13 protein-coding genes are annotated in these 18,970 nt (G+C 67.0%); 5 read left to right on the top strand and 8 right to left on the bottom strand.

Annotation, left to right across the window (positions count from 1 at the left end):
• Nucleotides 1-123: 123 nt before the first annotated feature.
• Nucleotides 124-2,076: a M3 family metallopeptidase gene (locus tag F8M74_RS06845; RefSeq protein ID WP_141254057.1), complete on the top strand. Its 1,953-nt coding sequence runs from the start codon at nucleotides 124-126 to the stop codon at nucleotides 2,074-2,076.
• A gap of 15 nt (nucleotides 2,077-2,091) precedes the next feature.
• Here the strand turns inward: F8M74_RS06845 and F8M74_RS06840 are convergent, their stop codons facing one another.
• The 3 genes from F8M74_RS06840 to F8M74_RS06830 form a co-directional block, all read right to left on the bottom strand.
• Nucleotides 2,092-3,162: a hypothetical protein gene (locus tag F8M74_RS06840; protein WP_141254056.1), complete on the bottom strand. Its 1,071-nt coding sequence runs from the start codon at nucleotides 3,160-3,162 to the stop codon at nucleotides 2,092-2,094.
• 362 nt (nucleotides 3,163-3,524) lie between these two features.
• A complete protein-coding gene (locus F8M74_RS06835) occupies nucleotides 3,525-4,001 on the bottom strand; it encodes a nuclear transport factor 2 family protein (RefSeq protein WP_141254055.1) in 477 nt (158 codons plus the stop codon).
• Nucleotides 3,998-6,502, bottom strand: a complete 2,505-nt coding sequence (locus F8M74_RS06830; RefSeq protein ID WP_141607777.1) for a glycogen/starch/alpha-glucan phosphorylase — start codon at nucleotides 6,500-6,502, stop codon at nucleotides 3,998-4,000. The genes F8M74_RS06835 and F8M74_RS06830 overlap by 4 nt, the downstream gene beginning before the upstream one ends.
• 225 nt (nucleotides 6,503-6,727) lie before the next feature.
• Here F8M74_RS06830 and F8M74_RS06825 point away from each other — a divergent pair, with 225 nt between their 5' ends.
• Nucleotides 6,728-7,312: a DUF2378 family protein gene (locus F8M74_RS06825; RefSeq protein WP_141258863.1), complete on the top strand. Its 585-nt coding sequence runs from the start codon at nucleotides 6,728-6,730 to the stop codon at nucleotides 7,310-7,312.
• A 47-nt stretch (nucleotides 7,313-7,359) separates the two neighbouring features.
• Here the strand turns inward: F8M74_RS06825 and F8M74_RS06820 are convergent, their stop codons facing one another.
• The 4 genes from F8M74_RS06820 to F8M74_RS06805 all read right to left on the bottom strand — a co-directional run bounded on the left by F8M74_RS06820 (nucleotide 7,360) and on the right by F8M74_RS06805 (nucleotide 13,480).
• On the bottom strand, nucleotides 7,360-8,538 hold the full coding sequence (locus F8M74_RS06820) for a M23 family metallopeptidase (protein ID WP_171410214.1): 1,179 nt from the start codon (nucleotides 8,536-8,538) through the stop codon (nucleotides 7,360-7,362).
• Nucleotides 8,539-8,755: 217 nt separating this feature from the next.
• On the bottom strand, nucleotides 8,756-10,249 hold the full coding sequence (locus tag F8M74_RS06815) for a SpoVR family protein (RefSeq protein WP_141258865.1): 1,494 nt from the start codon (nucleotides 10,247-10,249) through the stop codon (nucleotides 8,756-8,758).
• 35 nt (nucleotides 10,250-10,284) lie between these two features.
• Entirely contained in the window at nucleotides 10,285-11,394 is a 1,110-nt protein-coding gene (locus F8M74_RS06810; protein WP_090490373.1) for a DUF444 family protein, read from the bottom strand.
• Between the two features lie 22 nt (nucleotides 11,395-11,416).
• Nucleotides 11,417-13,480: a PrkA family serine protein kinase gene (locus F8M74_RS06805; protein WP_141258866.1), complete on the bottom strand. Its 2,064-nt coding sequence runs from the start codon at nucleotides 13,478-13,480 to the stop codon at nucleotides 11,417-11,419.
• 809 nt (nucleotides 13,481-14,289) lie between these two features.
• Between F8M74_RS06805 and F8M74_RS06800 the strand changes: the two genes are divergently transcribed.
• The gene (locus F8M74_RS06800) at nucleotides 14,290-15,135 is read left to right on the top strand and encodes a hypothetical protein (protein WP_228565781.1); all 846 of its coding nucleotides are present in this window, start codon (nucleotides 14,290-14,292) and stop codon (nucleotides 15,133-15,135) included.
• Nucleotides 15,132-16,802, top strand: coding sequence for a glycosyltransferase family 39 protein (locus tag F8M74_RS06795; RefSeq protein WP_141607858.1), 1,671 nt, complete (start codon nucleotides 15,132-15,134; stop codon nucleotides 16,800-16,802). Before F8M74_RS06800 ends, F8M74_RS06795 begins: the two co-directional genes overlap by 4 nt.
• A 31-nt stretch (nucleotides 16,803-16,833) precedes the next feature.
• Here F8M74_RS06795 and ruvX read toward each other — a convergent pair whose 3' ends face one another.
• A complete protein-coding gene (gene ruvX / locus F8M74_RS06790; protein ID WP_141259092.1) occupies nucleotides 16,834-17,289 on the bottom strand; it encodes a Holliday junction resolvase RuvX in 456 nt (151 codons plus the stop codon).
• Nucleotides 17,290-17,491: 202 nt separating this feature from the next.
• Here ruvX and F8M74_RS06785 point away from each other — a divergent pair, with 202 nt between their 5' ends.
• A complete protein-coding gene (locus F8M74_RS06785) occupies nucleotides 17,492-18,964 on the top strand; it encodes a hypothetical protein (protein WP_141259091.1) in 1,473 nt (490 codons plus the stop codon).
• Nucleotides 18,965-18,970: the final 6 nt, after the last annotated feature.

The following is an 18,970-nucleotide window of genomic DNA, read 5'->3' as shown; positions in this document are numbered from 1 at the left end:
CGCCGGGCGTGCATGCGCCGGGCGGCCTCTCGCATTTCCGCCGCCAATCCCTGCTGCCCCCCGGCGTCCGGCGCATTACCTTTGCGGCCGTATATTCGCCGTCATCACGTCCAGGAGCAGATTGTGTCAGAGAGCCAAGTCCCCGACGCCGCCCGCCTCGTCACCTGCCCACCGGCCGAATTCACGCGTGCCGGTGAGGAGGCCATGGCCGCCGCCCGAGCGGGAATCGCCCAGCTCAAGGCCCTCCGCCCCCCCTACGTCACGCGCGAGGTGCTGGAGATCTACGACGAGGCCACGGCCGCGCTCGACGATGCGGGAGCCCGCGCCAGCGTCGCCCGCCACGCGCACCCGGACGCCGCCATGCGCGAGGCCGCCGAGGCCGCCGAGCAGGCCCTGGAGACGCTCAGCAACGACATCCGCATGGACCGGGGCGTCTATGACGTGCTGGCCGCGCTGGATTTGTCCGGCGAGGACGCCGCCACGCGGAAGTGGATGGAGAAGGTGCGGCGGGAGTTCCGCCGCGCGGGCGTGGACCGGGATGACGCCACCCGCGCCCGGGTGAAGGCGCTCCAGGAGGAGTTGGTCCGCATCGGCCAGGAGTTCAGCCGCAACATCCGCCAGGACACGCGCACGGAAGCGCTGGCTCCATCGGCGCTGGAGGGCCTGCCCGACGACTACGTGCGCGCCCACCCGCCCGGGCCGGACGGCAAGGTGCGCATCACCACGGACTACCCGGACATCGTCCCCTTCATGACGTACTCGCGGGATGCCCAGGCTCGCGAGCAGATGTGGCGCGTGTTCCGCCAGCGCGGCCATCCCGCCAACGCGGATGTCCTGCAGCGCATGGTGTCTCGCCGGAACGAGCTGGCCACGCTGCTGGGCTACCGGAACTGGGCGGCCTACGCGACCGAGGACAAGATGATTCGGGACGAGGGGGCCGCCTCGGACTTCATCGAGAAGATCGCCGCCGCGTCCGGCGCGCGCATGGAGCGCGACTACGCCACGCTGTTGGAGCGCAAGCGCCGTGACGTCCCTGGCGCCGAGCGCGTCAATCCGTGGGACCAGGCGTACCTGGAGGACCGCGTGAAGGCGGAGCAGTACGCCTTCGACTCGCAGGTGGTGCGGCCCTACTACGAGTACACGCGCGTGAAACAGGGCGTGCTCGACCTGACGGCGCGCCTGTTCGGCGTCACCTACCGCCGCGTCGCGGACGCGCCGGTGTGGCACCCGGACGTGGAGGCCTACGACGTGTTCGAGGGCGCCACGCTGCGCGGGCGCTTCTTCCTGGACATGCACCCGCGCGACGACAAGTACAAGCACGCGGCCCAGTTCACGCTGACCAGCGGGAAGTCGGGCCGGCGGCTGCCGGAAGGGGTGCTGGTCTGCAACTTCCCCCGTCCTGGCGCGGAGCCCGCGCTGCTCCAGCACAGCGACGTGGAGACCTTCTTCCACGAGTTCGGCCACCTGCTGCACCACATCTTCGGCGGGCACACGCGCTGGGCGGGCGTGTCCGGCGTGCGCACGGAGTGGGACTTCGTGGAGGCGCCGTCGCAGATGCTGGAGGAGTGGGCGCGTGACACCGCCAGCCTCCAGACGTTCGCGAAGCACTACCAGACGAACGAGCCCATCCCCGCGGATGTGGTGGAGCGCATGCGTCGCGCGGAGGAGTTCGGCAAGGGCCTGTGGGTGCGCCAGCAGATGTTCTACGCGGCGCTCAGCCTGGAGCTGTACCGGCGCAAGCCGGAGGGCGTGGACGCGGTGTCGCTCGTGCGCGAGCTCCAGGGGAAGTTCACGCCCTTCCCGTACGTGGAGGGCACCTACTTCCACCTCTCCTTCGGCCACCTCGACGGGTACTCGTCCAACTACTACACGTACATGTGGTCGCTCGTCATCGCGAAGGACCTGTTCACGGTGTTCCAGCAGAAGGGGATGCTGGCCCCGGAGCCCGCTCAGGCCTACCGGCGCGCGGTGCTGGAGCCGGGTGGCTCGGACGACGCGGCCCGGCTGGTGAATGCCTTCCTGGGGCGCGACTACGACTTCCGCGCCTATGAGGAGTGGCTCAATCAGGCGGCGTGACGTCCCGTCCGCGTTTCAGTTGCGCCCCCACTGCCGGGGGCGCGTGAAGCGGAAGAGGCCACTGGCCTCTTCCTGGGCGATGACGTCCGCCTCGGTGCCGAAGTAGCGGGCGCGCACCTCCTGGAGCCGGGCCTCCAGCGCATCGCCGGAGAGCGTCCGTGCCAGGGTCGCGCGCTCCGCCATGTACCGGATGCCCGCTTCCCAGCGGGCATCCCGAGTCTGGTCCAGCACGCCCCATCGCCGCAGCGCTTCGTCGTCGAGCCCCATCTCCTGGCGCACGGTCCACAGGCTGCGCGCGCGTTCGGCCGGTGTCATGCCCGTCAGTTCACGTTGGACGGAGGGCAGCGCCAGGAAGCGATTCATCGTCTCCTGCGGATGCCGGGCGAGCTGCGCTTGTGCCCCGTCTCCGTAGACCTCGCCTAGCCGCGCCTTGTAGTCAGACAGCTTCTCCGAGAGAGGCAGGTCCTGCCTCGCATCAATCACCTGGAGCGCGTCCAACAGCGCCTGGTGTTTCAACTCCGAAGCCCAGAGGCGTTGCGCCGTCTCCTTCCCGAAGAGGCGGTTGCGCGCATCCGAAATGGCGGCACGGCGCTGCTTCGAGTCCAACCCTCGCAGGTAGGCGTCGTTGTCCTTCACCCACTTCTCGTAGTCCAGACGGTCGCGCAGCAGGGCGGCCAGCGCTTCGTACTGGCCGGGAAAGGCTCTGCGGAGGAATGTCTGGAGTTCTTCTCGCCACCGGTCCGGCGAGCGCGTCTGGAAATACCGCATGAGCTGCTCCAGCATCCGAAGCTGGACGGAGGGCTCGTGCAGGCGCGAGCCGAAGCGCTCGAGCAGTGAGAGCCGCAGCACCTCCCACTCCTCGTCCAGGGACTCCGCCGCTGAGCCGGCTGCGTTGACGGTGCCTGGCATGGGCGGACGGGTCGCCGGGGCGCCCGCGAGCGTTGGACGGCTGCGGCCCTGGGGACTCGAGGGGCCAGGGGCGGGGGGCACGCCAGAAGTCTGGCCCACGGGGAGAAGCCGCCATCCCAAGAGCAGACCCAGGATGGCCGCACTCGCTCCCAGCACCCGGTTGGCTTGCAATCTCATGCCGCCAGGTCCTCGGACGTGGCGACTCCAATGCCAATCACCCTCCAGTCCCTTGAGCGGAGCCGGATGCCTCGGACGTCCGCTGAAGCGCAGCGGACGCCGCGGGTGTTTTCCGTACAACGCAGGTGAGAGGCGAGTCCGTGGGGTATTTATGTTCTGATTTGGATTGTTCGCTTCGAAGGCAGTGTGGTGCCCTTGGTTGCCAGCGCTTCGTCGTCGAGCCCCATCTCCTGGCGCCATCTGCTCCGTGGGAGTTCGCAGGTGGCGTCGACTGGGGCAATTGTCAGAACGTGGCGAACTCCAGAGGCGGGCGCACGGCCTACGGCGCCTGCTGGATCCACTGAGCCCATCCCGGCCTGACCTCAAGGCCTCCCACGTCGCACCAGGGGCAGCCCGGCCTGGGCATACGTCCGCTTCTCGCGCAGACGTCCTGCTTCCCAGTGCAGGACGTCCAGCCCGTACCAGCCGAAGTGCTGGCCATACATCAGCCGGTACATGAGCTGGCGCGGGCCGCGGCGCGCGGACACCTCGTGCTGGCAGCGCCACCGCAGCACCACCTTGCCCGCGGGCGCATCCACCACCATGTCCTCGGTGAGGAAGCGAATGCGCCCGAAGTCACCGCGAAACTGCGCGGCGAAGGCCTCGCGCACCTGCGCGAGGCCCCGGCACAGCTTCCCGTCGTACGTCTCGTACAGCGCGTCCGGCGTGAAGTACGCCATCACCGCATCGAGGTCGTCGCGGTTGAAGGCGTCGGTGAAGGCCCGCACCACGTCCTCCAGCGCCCTCCGGCCGGCGTCGTCACCGGACGGGAGGGAAGGGGATGCGGGCCCTGCGCTCACGGATCCACCGGCGTCGGCTGGATGCGCCAGATCTCCTCGGCGTACTGCTTGATGGTCCGGTCCGAGGAGAAGATGCCGCCGCGCGCCACGTTGATGATGCACTTGCGCGCCCATCCGTCGGCGTCCTTGTAGGCGTGCGCGACGTCCTCTTGCTTCGCCATGTACGACGGGAAGTCCGCCAGCATGAGGTAGCGGTCCTCCTCCAGGAGGCTGTCCACCAGCGGCTTGAAGAGGTGCTTGTCCTCCGGCGAGAAGAAGCCGGTGGAAATCAGGTCCAGCGCCTCGCGCAGCTCCTGGTGCTGGCTGTACACGTCGCGCGGGCGGTAGCCCTCGCGCTTGCGAGCAATCACCTCGTCCGCCGTGAGGCCGAAGAGGAAGAAGTTCTCGTCGCCCACCGCGTCGCGAATCTCCACGTTGGCGCCGTCCAGCGTGCCCAGCGTCAGCGCGCCGTTGAGCATCAGCTTCATGTTGCCGGTGCCGGACGCCTCCATGCCCGCGGTGGAGATCTGCTCGGACACGTCCGCGGCGGGGATGATGCGCTCGGCCAGGCTCACCCGGTAGTTGGGGGCGAAGACCACCTGCAGGCCCGTGGTGCCCGCGTCGCTGTTCACCACCTCGGCGATGCCGTTGATGAGTCGGATGGTCAGCTTCGCCAGGTGGTAGCCCGGCGCCGCCTTGGCGCCGAAGATGAACGCCCGCGGGTGGATGATGGTGGACGGATCCCTGCGCGCCTTCATCCACAGCGCCACGATGTGCAGCGCGTTGAGGAGCTGGCGCTTGTACTCGTGCAGGCGCTTGATCTGCACGTCGAAGATGGCGTCCGGATTGAGCTGCACCCAGCGCAAGTCACGGATGTGTCGGGCCAGGTCTTCCTTGTTGGCGCGCTTCACTTCGCGGAAGGCCTTGCGGAACTCCGGGTCCTCCGCATGCGCCTCCAGCTTCGTCAGCTTGTCCAGGTCCGTGACCCAGCCCTCGCCGATGCGGGACGTAATCAGCTTGGACAGGCGGGGGTTGCACCATGCCAGCCAGCGGCGCGGCGTCACGCCGTTCGTCTTGTTGTTGAACCGCTCCGGGTTCATGGACGCGAAGTCCGTCAGCACGTCCCGGCGCAGCAGGTCGGTGTGCAGCGCGGCCACGCCGTTGACGCTGTGGCTGCCGACGACAGCGAGGTGGGCCATGCGAATCTTCTTCTCGGCCCCTTCCTCCACCAGGCTCATCCGCTGCATCTTCTCCTGGTCGTACGGGTAGCGAATCTGCACCTGCCGCAGGAAGCGCGAGTTGATTTCGTAGATGATTTCCAGGTGGCGGGGCAGCAGCCGCTCGAAGAGCGTCGCAGGCCACTTCTCCATCGCCTCGGCCAGCAGCGTGTGGTTGGTGTAGCCGAACGTCTCCTGGGTAATCGTCCACGCCTCGTCCCAGAGCAGGCGCTTCTCGTCCACCAGCACGCGCATCAGCTCCGCCACGCCAATGGCCGGGTGCGTGTCGTTGAGCTGGATGGCTGCCTTGCGGGAGAAGTCCTTGAAGTCCGTGTGGTTCTTCAGATAGCGGCGGACGATGTCCGCGATGGAGCACGCGACGAAGAAGTACTGTTGCTTGAGCCGCAGCTCCTTGCCGGCCTGGAACGCGTCGTTGGGGTAGAGGACCTTGGAGATGACCTCCGAGTCGTTCTTCTCCACCACCGAGCGCTCGTAGTCGCCCGCGTTGAACAGCAGCAGGTCGAACTCCTCGGAGGCGCGCGCCTGCCACAGCCGCAGCGTGTTGACGGTGTTGTTGTGGTACCCGGCGATGGGTGTGTCATACGGAACGCCCACCACCGTCTTGCCGCCCACCCAGCGCGCGACGGGACGGCCATCCGGGCCCTGGTGGTGCTCCACGCGCCCGAAGAAACGCACCGGCACCGCCTTCTCCGGCCGGACGATTTCCCACGGGTTGCCGAACTTGAGCCACTCGTCGGCGCGCTCCACCTGGTACCCGTCGACGATGTCCTGCGTGAAGATGCCGAACTCGTAGCGGATGCCGTACCCCATGCCGGGGTAGGCCAGTGTGGCCAGCGACTCCATGAAACACGCGGCCAGGCGGCCCAGGCCGCCGTTGCCCAGGCCCGCGTCCGGCTCCATCTCCAGCAGGTTGGTGAGGTCCACTCCCACCTCCTGCATCGATTCGGCGGCCGCTTCGTACATCCCCAGGTTCAGCAGGTTGTTGCCCAGGGCCCGACCCAGCAGGTACTCGGCGGACAGGTAATAGGCGCGCTTGACGTCCTTTTCGTAATACGTGCGCGACGTCTTCACCCACCGGTCCGCCAGCCTGTCACGCACCGCGAGCGACAGCGCCATGAAGCGGTCGTGGGGGGTGGACGACTCGTAGTTCTTTCCGCGCGAATAGCGGACGTGGTCGAGGAAGGAACGGCGCAAGCTGGCAGCGTCGTGCCCGAGCCCGCTGTCGTCAGTCGTGGCCGGCTGGGCGGGGCGGGGCGGCTGGGAGGCGGAGGCAGGAGGGGCCATGGCGCTGGGTATCTCTGGACGGAGTTGCTGCGGGTTCATGGTTTCGCGGGCCCCGGGGTTTCCCGGGTTCGCGAAGGTGCGTCAGGCTAGCGCAGCCGTGTCTCGCATCGCACCGGTAAAGCGCGTCCCGGCCCCTCGGGACAGCTCACCTGGAAGGGCGGCGGACTGCCTGCCGGTGGATGGCGCGCCAACCCGGAGACGGATTGATGTAGAGAGCAATCCGCCATGGGCTTTCCGCAGAACGACCTCGAACAACGGTTGGCCGTCATCCGTCCCGACGACACGGTGCGTGGGCTCGTCTTCAACGCGGTGTTCAACCTGACAGAGAAGAAGCTGGGCGCGGAGGCGGCCACGCGCCTGCGTGAGCCCTTCTTCAAGCGCTCCCCGGTGGACTTCTTCTCCTACCCGGCCGTGGATGCCCTGCGCCTCTTGTACGCGACGTCGGAAGCGCTCACGCCCGTCTACGGCACCATGGAGGACGCGGTGCGGGCCTGCGGGGCCGCGGCCGTCACGCACTTCTTCCAGTCTACGGTGGGGCAGACGCTCAACCGGCTCATCGGCAAGGGCGACCCCAAGCGGCTCCTCTCCCACGCGCCCACCGCGTACTCGACGCTGGTGAACTACGGCCGGCGCGAATTCGCCGTGCTGGGAGACAAGCAGGTGCGCCTGGCCTTCCACGGGGACATGCAGCCGGTGCAGTACCACGAGGGCGTCTTGAAGGAGGCGCTGAGCGTCGTCGGCTGCAAGAGCCGGGTGGTGGGCACGCCTCGCGGCGTGACGGGCGCTGACTACGTCATCACCTGGGAGTAGACCCGCGGCGCGCGTCCCACGGAGGGGACGCGCACGGCGTCACAGCGTCACGGCATCGCCGCGGCCTGCCCGGCGACGGCGGCCACGGACACGGCCTCCATCTGCCCCGTCAGCTCCTGCGCCTTGGCGAGGAAGTCCGGCAGCAGCTCCTTGGGCAGCGGGTCCGCGCGGGGGAACTGCTGGTTGAGCGGGTTGGTGTACTGGCCGTTGCGCTTGAGCCCGAAGTGCAGGTGCGGCCCGGTGGAGCGGCCGGTGTTGCCGGAGTAGGCGATGACCTGCTTCTGCCGCACGCGGGCGCCCGCGCGGACGCCTTCGCCGAAGCGCGACAGGTGCATGTACTGCGTCTCGAAGCCGTTGGCGTGGCGGATGACCACCATGTTGCCGGCGGCGCCCGAGTAGCCCGCCTGCGTCACCGTGCCGTCCGCCACCGCCCACACCGGGGTGCCAATGGGGGTGCCGTAGTCCACGCCATTGTGGGCCTTGAGGTACTTGAGCACCGGGTGGAAGCGCGAGCCGAAGCGGCTGGTGACGTTGGCGTACTTCAGGGGCGTCTTGAGGAAGGTCTTCTTCGCGCTGGCGCCCTCTTCGTTGAAGTAGTTGGGCTGCCCGTCCGGGAGCACGTAGCGGTACACCTTCTTGTTGCCCACCAGGCCGCCCGCGTACGTCGCCGCCAGCACGTCGCCGTAGCGCAGAAGGCGGCCCTTGGAGACGAACTTCTCCACCAGCGCGCGCGCCGTGTCGCCCTTGCGCACGTCACGGTAGAAGTCGATGTCCCAGGCGAACACGTCCGCCAGCACCATGCCGATGGCCGGGTCCTCGCCGGCGGCCACCGCCGCCTCGTACAACGACGACTGGATTTCCAGCGCCACCACGGCGACCTGCTTCTCCACCTCGATGGCGCGCTTGCTGCCTACGTACTTCTCGCCGTCGCGGCGGACCTGCCATTCGTCCACCATGCTCTGGCGGTAGTCGAAGAAGTCCAGCTCCCCGTCGCGCATGACGAGCCGCAGCTGGTCGCCCACGCGCGACTTGCGAAAGTCGAACACGCCCTCCAGCGCGGAGATGACGGCGGCCACCTGCGCGTCTGGGAGCTTCGCGTCGTGCAACGCCTGCGCGAGCGTCTGGCGCGGCTCGATACGGCGGTTCTTGATGACGTGATGGACCGCGGCTTCGGACGTCGAAGCCAGCAGCGCGGCGGCCAGGCAGAGCAGGGGAGCGATTCTCATGGGGCGGCGGCCGAGTGTAGTGGACACCCTGGCGCTCGCCCAGCGAAGGGCCGGGAAATTTCCGGGCTCGGCTGCCTGGCTGCTTGAAGCCACCGAGGAGCGCTTGGCCCGGCCTCCGGCGCATCGACGAGGCCTGTGTCCGCGGGCCCGGGCTACCTCGAACAGGCGATGCCGTCGGTGAACCTTTGACGCACCGCCCGGGGCCGGGCTCGGCTGCTCAGAGTTCCACCTTCCGCTCGGAGTGGCTCTGCCCGTCGAAGCGCAGAATGGCGCCCTTGTTGTCGTACCGTGTGAGGATATTGACGGGCCGGCGCCACAGGGACTGGAGGTTGCGCAGCGTTTCTCGGGCGTAGTCGCCCTTGAGGTCCTGTCCGTCGTGGCGGTGCGCCAGCAGCAGTTCGCTGCGGTTCTCGAAGTTGCCGTCCACCACCTCGATGATGGGCTGGCCGAAGTTGGTGAGTCCCTGGAGGAGCTTGTTCTTCACCTTCTTGAACTCGCGGTCGAGGATCTCCCACGAGTTGCGCTTGTCGTTGAAGCCGTACACGAAGAGCTTCTGCTCCATCGCGAACTCGGGCGTCAGGAACGTGTCGATGAAGGTGATGTCGTTGTAGTGCTTGCGGACCTCGAAGATCTTCTCGCGGCCGGCGCCCAGCTTCTTGTCCCAGGAGCGGCGCGCGCGCAAATCATCGCACTCGTCCCACTCCTTGCCGAAGCGGCCCTTGTTCCACCGCTCCTCGATGTCCCGCCACAGCTCGATGCCCAGTTTGTACGGGTTGATGGCGCCAGGGCGGGTCCCCATGGTGCCGGAGTGGTGGTCCGCGTAATCGATGATTTCGTCGTCCTTGAGGGCCCGGCGCGTCATGATGGTGGAGTGCCAGTAGCTGGCCCACCCCTCGTTCATGATCTTCGTCTGGCCCTGGGGCGCGAAGTAGTAGGCCTCGTCGCGAAGGATGGCCAGGATGTCCGCCTCCCACGGTTCCAGCGGCGCCTCTTCCAGCAGGAAGAGCAACACGTCGCGCTGTGGGCGCTCGGGGAACTTCTTGGCGCGCTGCTTCTCGTCCTCCACCTTCTTGCGCTGTGAGTCGAGGAACTCGGACGGGTTGATGTAGCCGCGCATGTATTCGCGGCCCACCTTGAAGCCCTCCACGCGCTCGTTGGCCTTGAGCTCGTCCTCGGCCTTCTTCGGGTCCGGGTTGCGCCGGATGTGCGGCGCGTGCTGGTCGATGAGGTTCTCCAGGCTCAGTGTCCGGTCGATGAAGTCCTCGACCTTCTCCACGCCAATCTTGTCCACCCAGCGCCTCACCCGCGTGGCGTGGTTGGCCATCTCATCAATCATCCGGCGGTTGGTGTGCCGGAAGGAAAAGTTGTTCTTGAAGAAGTCGCAGTGACCGTAGACGTGGGCCATGACGAGCTTCTGGTCCACCTCCGGGTTGCTCTCCATCAAGTAGGCGTAGCAAGGGTCGTTGTTGATGACGAGCTCGTAGATTTTGCTCAGCCCGTACTCGTAGCCCTTGGCGAGCTGCTCGTACTCCATGCCCCAGCGCCAGTGGGGATAGCGGGTGGGAAAGCCGCCGTAGGCGGCCACCATGTTCATCTCATCGTAGGACACCATCTCGAAGAGGGTGTCGAAGAAGTCCAGGCCGAACTCCTTGGCGTAGCCATGGATTTCGTCCCGGAGCGAGGCGAGGCGAGGGGAGAGGCTCTTGGGCATCGGGCAGTCGCTCCGGTGGGAAAGGACCGCTGAAGTCAGCGGCCCTTGCCGAGGAAGTCCTTGATGGACGCGTAGATGGCGTCCTTGTCCGCGATTTCGCTCAGCGCGACGTTGGGCGTGTCCCCCACCGCCTCGCGCAAATCCTTGATGAACTGGCCGCTGCCGTAGGGTGACTCCACCTGGCCGTAGGCGAACTGGTTGACGTTGGGCAGCACGTCGTTGCGCAGCATTTCAATGCACTGCCGCGTGTCGTCCGCGCTCCAGTTGTCCCCGTCGCTGAAGTGGAACGGGTAGATGTTCCACGCGCTCTTCGGGTAGTCCGCCAGGATGATGTCCCGGCAGAGCTTGTACGCGCTGGAGATCATCGTCCCGCCGGACTCGCGGGTGTGGAAGAACGTGTCGCGGTCCACCTCGCGTGCCACCGCGTCGTGGATGATGTAGCGCGCCTCCAGGCCCTTGTATTGGTGGCGCAGCCACGTATCGAGCCAGAAGCTCTCGATGCGGACGATCTCCTTCTGCTCGTCACCCATGGAGCCGGATACGTCCATCATGTAGATGATGACCGCGTTCGTTTCGGGCAGGTCCTGGAGCTTGTAGCTGCGGTAGCGGCGGTCCTCGCGCGTGGGGATGATGACGGGCCGCGCCGGGTCATACGTGCCAGCGGCAATCTGCCGCCGCAGGGCCTGCTTGAAGGTCCGCTTGAAGTGCCGCAGCGACTCCGGGCCGGTGGTGTTGACGCCGGTGTAGCGGATCTTCTGGGTGATGATGCGCTCGTTCTGCCGCCGCTCGATGTTGGGCAGCTGCAGCTCCTCGCCCAGAATCTGGGCGAGCTCGTCGAGCGTGACGTCCACCTCCATGGCGTGGTCGCCTTCGCCCTGGCCGGCCTGCTTGCCTTCCCCGGGCTCCACCGCCCCGGGGCCGAGCTGCTGGCCGACCTCGCCGTCACCCTGTCCGACGCCACCCTGTTCCTTGTGGCCGTACTTGAAGCGGGGGATGTCGATGAAGGGGATGGGGATGGAGATGGCGTCCTTCCCCTTCTTCCCAATCATCTCGCCCTTCTGCACGTACTTGCGCAGGTTGGCTTTGATCTTCCCCCGGACGATCTGTTTGAAGCGGGAGTGGTCCTGGTGGATCTTCAAGGTCACGACGGCTCGCCCCTCTCTGGTGTTACTCCTTCGCGTCGCCGCGGGCGAAGATGCTGGCCACGAAGTTCAGCACGTCCGTGGAGCAGATCTCGCAGTAGCCGTAGTTCTTCATCATCCGGTCCTTCACCAGGTCGATCTTCTCCTGCGTCTCCTTGTCGACGACGGAGGACACCAGGTTCTTGAGCTTGATGCTGTCCTTCTGGTCCTCGAACAGCTTCAGCTCCAGCGACTTGTGGAGCCGCTCGTTGGTCCGGTAGTTGAAGGTCTTCCCCTCCACCGCGAGCGCGCCGATGTAGTTCATGATTTCGCGGCGGAAGTCGTCCTTGCGGGTATCGGGGATGTCGATCTTCTCCTCGATGGACCGCATCAGCCGCTCATCGGGCTCCTCGTAGAGGCCGGTGTACTTGTTCTTGACCTTCTCCTTCTGGGTGTAGGCCTTGATGTTGTCGATGTAGTTGCCGCACAGCTTGGCGATGGCGTCCTCGTCCGCGGAGATGGCGCGCTGGACCTCGTTCTTGACGATGTCCTCGTACTCCTGCTTCACGGACGTGAGCAGCTCCTTCATCCCCTTGCGCGTGTCCTCGTTGCTGATGAGGGAGTGCGTCTTGAGGCCGGCCTCCAGCTCGTTGAGAACCATGAAGGGGTTGATGCAGCCCTCGCCCTTGTCGCTCACCAGGGCGTTGGAGATCTTGTCCTGGATGTAGCGCGGGGAGATGCCTTCCAGGCCCTCGCGGTTGCTCTCCTTGCGCAGCTCCTTGATGTTGTCCTCGGTGAAGTTCGGGAGCGTCTTTCCGTTGTAGAGCTTGAGCTTCTGGAGCAGCGACAGGTTGTGCTTCTTGGGCTCTTCCAGGCGCGTGAGCACGGCCCACATGGCGGCCATCTCCAGCGTGTGCGGAGCGATGTGCTTGCCCTTGATGGCGCGGGAGTTGAAGTCCTTCTCGTAGATCTTCACCTCTTCGGACAGCTTGGTGATGTACGGGACGTCAATCTTCACCGTGCGGTCTCTCAGGGCCTCCATGAACTCGTTGTTCTCGAGCTTCTTGTACTCGGGCTCGTTGGTGTGGCCGAGGATGACCTCGTCGATGTCCGTCTGCGGGAACTTCTTCGGCTTGATTTTGTGCTCCTGCGACGCGCCGAGCAGGTCGTAGAGGAACGCGACGTCCAGCTTCAGCACCTCGACGAACTCGATGATGCCGCGGTTGGCGATGTTGAACTCGCCGTCGAAGTTGAAGGCGCGCGGGTCGGAGTCGGAGCCGTACTCGGCGATCTTCCGGTAGTTGATGTCACCGGTGAGCTCGGTGGAGTCCTGGTTCTTCTCGTCCTTGGGCTGGAAGGTGCCGATGCCCACGCGGTCCTTCTCGCTGAAGACGAGCCGGTTGACGCGGATGTGGCCCATGGCCTTGGCGAAGTCGCCCTGGTACTGCGTCATCAGTTCCTTGAAGACGAAGCGGCAGGCGGGGCACAGCTCGGAGCCATCCGGAATGGTGTAGCCGGACTCGGGCGGAGACAGCTCGGCGTAGATATTGGAACGCCACTCCCGGGGGATGAGGTTGAGCGGCTCCTCGTTCATCGGGCACTTCATCTTCTCCTTCACCGGGGCGCCGTCCGCGCTCTTCTTGTCGGTGAGCCAGGAGAAGGTGTACGCGGCGCCCTCCGGCGTCTTGGAGTAGTCCTCGGTGCCCTTCTTCAGCAGGCGCGCGATGGTGGACTTGGACGAGCCCACGGGGCCGTGGAGGAGGATGACGCGCTTCTCGGTGCCGTAGCCCTGGGCGGCGGACTTGAAGACGTTGACCAGCTTCATGAGCGGGACATCGAGCCCGAAGATGGCGTCACGGCCGCCGAACTTCTCGTCACTGAAGAAGTGGTAGCGGATGAGCTTCTTCTTGTTGTCGATGTACTCCGTCTTTCCGTGGCTGAGGATCATGTCGTAGATCCTCTGGAAGGCGGTGCGGGTGACCTTGGGGTTCTGCCGGACGATTTCGAGGTACTCCTCGAACGAGCCTTCCCAGTTGAGCTCCGCGTAGGTCTTCACGTCCTGCAACGCGGCGATTCTGGAGACCCACGAACCCTTCTCAGCGTCCTTCATGTCTCTCCCTCGGAGCCACCCGGGGACGCGGAAAGCCGCGCCGACAGGGGGGCCAAAATGGTCAACCTGGAGGGCATGACTGCCATTCCATACCCACCCCGACGAGGTCCCAGGCACGACAGCCCTGCTGCCCCTTCGGGACCCCGCCGCGGAGTGGGACCGCGCGTTACGCTCGTGTCAGGGGTGGAACGCCCGGAGGCGCACCCCCTCCACGGGGTGAAAAGGCATCTTGATTATAAGGGCCCTCGCCCACGGGGGTAGGCGCACACCGGCTGCACGAGGGGTAGTGAACGCCTGAACGGTTATTTCCTCGGCGCCCGGCAGCAGCAATGCTCGTGTGGGTTGTGGGGCAGCGTGCCCTTTCACTCGACATGTCGGCGCGGAGCCTTCACGGACGAGGCTGGCGTCGCATGCATGAAAGCAGGCGAGCGGCCATGCGGGATGGGCGTCGGGTACCTATCGGGCGCGCGGGAAAGGGGCCCGCAGTCCAAGGGCTCGCCGCAACCAGGCATACCGGATGAGACATCAGGGCGTGCAGGAAGGGGGCTCGCCGTTGGCGCGCCCTCCACTGAATGAAACGCGACACGGTTCATCCGTGTCCGGCCCGGTGCAGCCTCTGCTTCACTTGCAGCGTCTCCCATTCTGGACGGTGCAAGGGCGTGCACGGGAGGGAGGGCCTCTGAGCATGGCGTATGCAACGGGGCGCGGCGCCTGTCCTTCCTCGGAGTCTCCTGGTGCCTGTCCTGCTCGTTGCAACCTGTCTTCTTGGCGCATGGGTCCAAGCAACAGTCCCTCATGCGGAGGGAGACGTGGTGGCGACGGCGCTGCTCGATGCGGGGCGCGCACCACGCCGCGCGCTGCGGCTGGCGCAGCGGCCAGGGTGGGGCCAGGGCCTGGTGGTGTCGGTGTCACCTGAGGTTGAGACGGTGCTGGGCGCGGGGGCCAGCAGCGAGCTGCGAACGGAGTACGGCCCCGAGGTCGCGGTGCCGCTCTACGTGGAATGGCAGGCGGGGGCGGGACGGGGACAGGCGCGTTACCAGGTGCGGGTGGGGCGTCCCGAGGTCCGCGCCGTGGACGATGAGGGGATGGAGCCCGCGTGGCGGTTGGCGGAGGAACTGGGCGCGGTGAGTGGCCGGGATGGCGCCGTGGTGCTCTCCGACCGGGGGACGCCGGTTCAGGCATGGATGCAACTGGGGCAAGGGGCTTCCGCGGCATTGAGCACCCTGGTGCGGGCGGCGCTGTCCTCGGACTGGCTCGTCACCCCGCGGTTTCCAGAAGAGCCCGTGGGAGCAGGAGCGCGCTGGGTCGTGGCGCGAGCCATGGAGGGAGGGCTGGCCGTTGTCAGATACGAGTTGGTGGAGCTGGATGGAGCCCGCGGCCGGGTGCGCTTCCTCCTTCTGTCCCAGGGCGCGGACGGCCCTCCAACCCCCAGGGCCGAGGGCGAGCTGCGTTTCGACCTGAGCCGCCCATTTCCCGAGCGGCTGGAGGTCAGCTACACGTCGCGCGCCGAACTGGGGACGCAGGGCGCCCGGCGGCTGGAGGTGGTCCGCCGCACGCGGGTGACGCTGGAGTCCGGCAGCCCCTTGGCCCCGGCGCACCCTGAAATGATTGCAGCCCCCTGGATATCGGAAGGGGAGCAGGTTCGCGCACCGTGAAATCGGCCGCGCTCCCCGAGCAAGGGAACAATGGGCGTTGGCTTGGCTTTGGGCCGTGCCTGCGTATCCTGCCGCGCGTCATGGCCACCGCCCCCGCCCCCCTCTCCGTTTCGCCTCCCCACGCACCTGGCCTGTCGGCGGTGCCTGCCCCTCAGCACGAGCCAGGCACCTGGCTGCTCGTCGGGCTGTTGCTGGTGGCGGCGCTGGTGCCGCGGCTGGGCGTGTTCTTCGTCAACGAAAACCTCTTCGGTGACGCGGTGGTGCGCACGGAGCTGGCGGAGCGCTGGTTGCGGGCGCCGCACATCATCACCGCCTATGGGGACGGGGCCTACCAGTTCGGTCCGTTGCACATGTACCTGGTGGGCGCGGCGCTGTCGGTGTTCGACCGGGAGGTCGCGGGCCGTGTGGTGAGCCTGCTGTTCGGCGTGCTGTCGGTGGTGCCGCTGTTCGCGCTGACGCGCCGGCTCTTCGGCTGGCGCGCGGGCGTGGTGGCTGGCCTGTCCTTCGCGGCGTGGGGCATGCACATGCAGTTCTCCACCACGGCCAGCAGCGAGGCGGTGTCCCTCTTCTTCATGCTGGCCACCTTCGCGCTGTACGCGGAAGGCGTAGACGACAACCGCTTCCTGCCCCTGTTCCAGGCGGCGTTGATGCTCAACCTGGCGTGCGCGCTTCGCTACGACGCGTGGATGTACATCCCGCTGCTTACGGTGGCGTTGTGCTTCAGCAGCCAGGACAAGGTGGTGTCGCTGACCCGGGCCGTGGGCTTCGGCCTGGTGTGCCTGCCGTTCCCCCTGTTGTGGATGCAGGGAAATGAGCTGATGCACGGCAACCCGTTCTTCCCGGTGGCGGCGGTGGAGGACTTCCACCGCAACTGGGTGAAGTCGTCCCTGGGCTCGGGCTCGAACGTGCTCTGGCGGCTGCAGCAGCTGGGGTTCTGGCCCGGCATCGCCTTGCTCACGCTGTCGCCTCTCGTCGCGTTGCTGGGCATGGCGGGCATGGTTCGCGCGTGGCGCTCGCGTCCGGACACGCGCTGGCTGGTGGCCGCGGCGGTGCTTCCCGCTGCCTACTTCACCTTCCGGGCGGCGGTGCTGCTGACCTTCGTTCCGCTGGGCCGCTTCACGGTGACGCAGGTCGCGCTGGTCCCCGTCTTCGTGGCCTTCGGCTTCGCCGGGCTGGTGGCAACGCGTGGAGGGCCCGTGCTGCGCAAGGCCCTGGCGGGCGTGACGGTGCTGGTCGCCGTGGCCGTGCCGGTGGCGATGGGCGTCTATACGTTCCGTGCCGACGGGCCGCTGCAGACCACGATGCGCCCCATCAGCCCCACGTCCACGAATCCCGTGGCGCTGATGCAGGTGGCGAAGTTCCTGAAGGCGGAGGTCGCCGCCAAGGGTGGGGCCGCCGCGCTCGACATCGACCCGGACTACATGGACCTGCAGCTGGCCTTCTTCTCCGGTCTTCCCGAGGAGCGGCTGGCGCGCGTGCGCTGGGACACCTTCCGCCAGCGCATGCAGGAGGCCCGTCCGGAGGTGCTGGTCCGCTTCGACGGTGGAGCACTGGCGAATGACGCGGGCGTGAAGCTGGAGGAGCGCTCGCTGGTGCTGGACGGCGTGGCCTACCAGAAGCTGGATGGCTTCACCGCGCCGTTGCACGTGTATCGGCGTCAGCCGTAGCGCGGGTGCCTGGAGGGGCCCTCAAGCCCCCTCAGGGCTCCGAGTCGTAGTCGTCGGGGTGGTAGTCGGTAACAGGCGGCCGGTGGGCGTCCAGCCATCCCTGGAGGATGAACTGCGCGGCCACCTGGTCGATGACCTCCCGGCGACGGGCCCGGCTGACGTCCGCCTCAAGCAGGGTCCGTGTGGCGGCCACGGTCGACAGCCGCTCGTCCCATAGTTCCACCGTCACCCCCAGCGACTGGGCCAGGGTGTCCGCGAACTTCCGGGACGCCTCGGCGCGCGGGCCCTCGCTGCCGTCCATGTTGAGCGGCAGGCCCAGCACGACGTGGGTCACCTCGTGTTCGCTCGCGACGGTGGCCAGCGCCGCGAGGTCCGCCTTGAGCGACGTGCGGCGAACGGTGGTGACGCCTTGAGCCGTGAGGCCCAGGCCGTCCGAGACGGCCACTCCAATGGTTTTGGTGCCCAGGTCCAGGCCCATGGTGCGCATGCCGCGGAACTTAACCGCAATCCTTCGTCGTGGACCGCTCCGTCCGCGCCTGGGGACGTGCCCCTGCTTCGGTGCGTGCTAACCGCCGGAATTCGCTGGGTGCCTCCCACGCCCACGGACGGCACCGCCGCTGCAATCCAGCGGTCCCGTCCGAAGGACGACTGCGCGGCGTCCACTTCAACCCCGTCGCGCGAGAGGGTTCATGCTCGACTTCCTCAAAGGTGCGGCCAACCTGCTGGCTGGCCCCATGTCCACCGCGGTGGATTTCGCGGGCAACGCGCTGGGATTGCCGCCGCTCATCACCAACTCCATCAAGGCCGCGGCGGGGGCCGCGACGGGCAACGTCATGCTGGCGGCCAGTGGCGCCATGGGCGTGGCGCAGGAGCTGTCGAAGAACCCGCCCGCGAAGACGGAGTACCACGCGTCCTCCTCGGGCAGCTCGAAGGCTGGCAGCGGCTACGCGCCCTCCGCGTCCTCGTCGCCCATCCTGAATCCGGGCAGCAGCCCGTTGGATCCGAAGATGCTCGACTACTCAGACGCACTGAAGGTGCTGGAGGCGAACTTCCAGCAGTTGGACCTGCTGGATGGAAAGAAGAGCGGCTCGCTGTCGAAGAAGGACCTGCAGCGCATCTCCACGGACTCCAGCCTGTCACCTCAGTTGCGGGACGCGGCCCGCTTCATGGTGGACAACACGGCCCTCTTCGAGCGGCTCGACCGTCAGGGGCCGCTGGCGAGGATTGGCGTCTTCTCTCCGCTGTACAACCTCGACACCTTCTCGGTGAAGGACCTGCAGCGCGAACTCACGGCGGTGGATGCGGAGTTCGCGCGGTATGGCCGGCCCGTGCGCCCTGGAAGCGGTGGCACGACGCCTCCCGGGACGGGATGCACGCCCGGCGGTGGTGGCACGACGGCGCCGGGGACGGGTGGCACGTCCGGCGGCGGTGGCTCCGCGCCTGTGCCGGGCAGTCCGCCGACCTCGACGGCGAGCCCGCTGGACCCGGACTTTCACGAGTACCACGACGCATTGCGCGTGCTGAACGCGAACTGGGACACCTTCGATACCGCGGTGGGGGCCCGGGACAACGTGCTCACGCGCGACAATCTGGACGCCATCCTGAACAGCCCGGCCGCATCGTCGACGCTGAAGCGCGCCGCGCAGTTCTTCAAGGACCACCCCGCCTACTACGACCGGCTGGAGATGGCCGCGGGCGTGGGGCCGCGGGATGGCATCGTGGGCCGGCCGGATGTCACGGCCGCGCTGCGACAGGCAGACACGGCGCAGGCGTCATCCGGAACGCAGCCCGCGAGTGGCTCTGGCGGAAGCCGGCCGGTGGGCGGCGCTTCGTCGAATGTGCGGAGCATCGTCGACAACCCCAACATGAGCATCGAGGACAAGATTCAAGCCATCTTGATGTCCATCTCCAGCGACACGGACGAGGAGATTCTCGACGTGATGGAGCAGATGGCGAACGTGCGCGAGCAGCGGGCCTCGTTGGGCAACGGTGAGTCGGACCGGAAGGCCGGCGCGAAGCTGGAGAGCAGCATGCAGGAGCTGGAGCTGCGCCTTCAGCGGCTGGTGGAGAAGCGCAAGGCGATGTTCGACCTGATGAGCAACATGTCTTCGAAGTTCCACGAGATGGCGAAGACGGCCATCTCCAACCTGCGGAGCGCCTGAGCCGTC

Origin of the sequence: Myxococcus sp. CA023, assembly GCF_010998615.1 — a bacterium.
Lineage (GTDB): Bacteria > Myxococcota > Myxococcia > Myxococcales > Myxococcaceae > Myxococcus.
The sequence above is the reverse complement of the archived record's forward strand: the minus strand, read 5'-3'. Positions and strand labels throughout refer to the sequence as shown.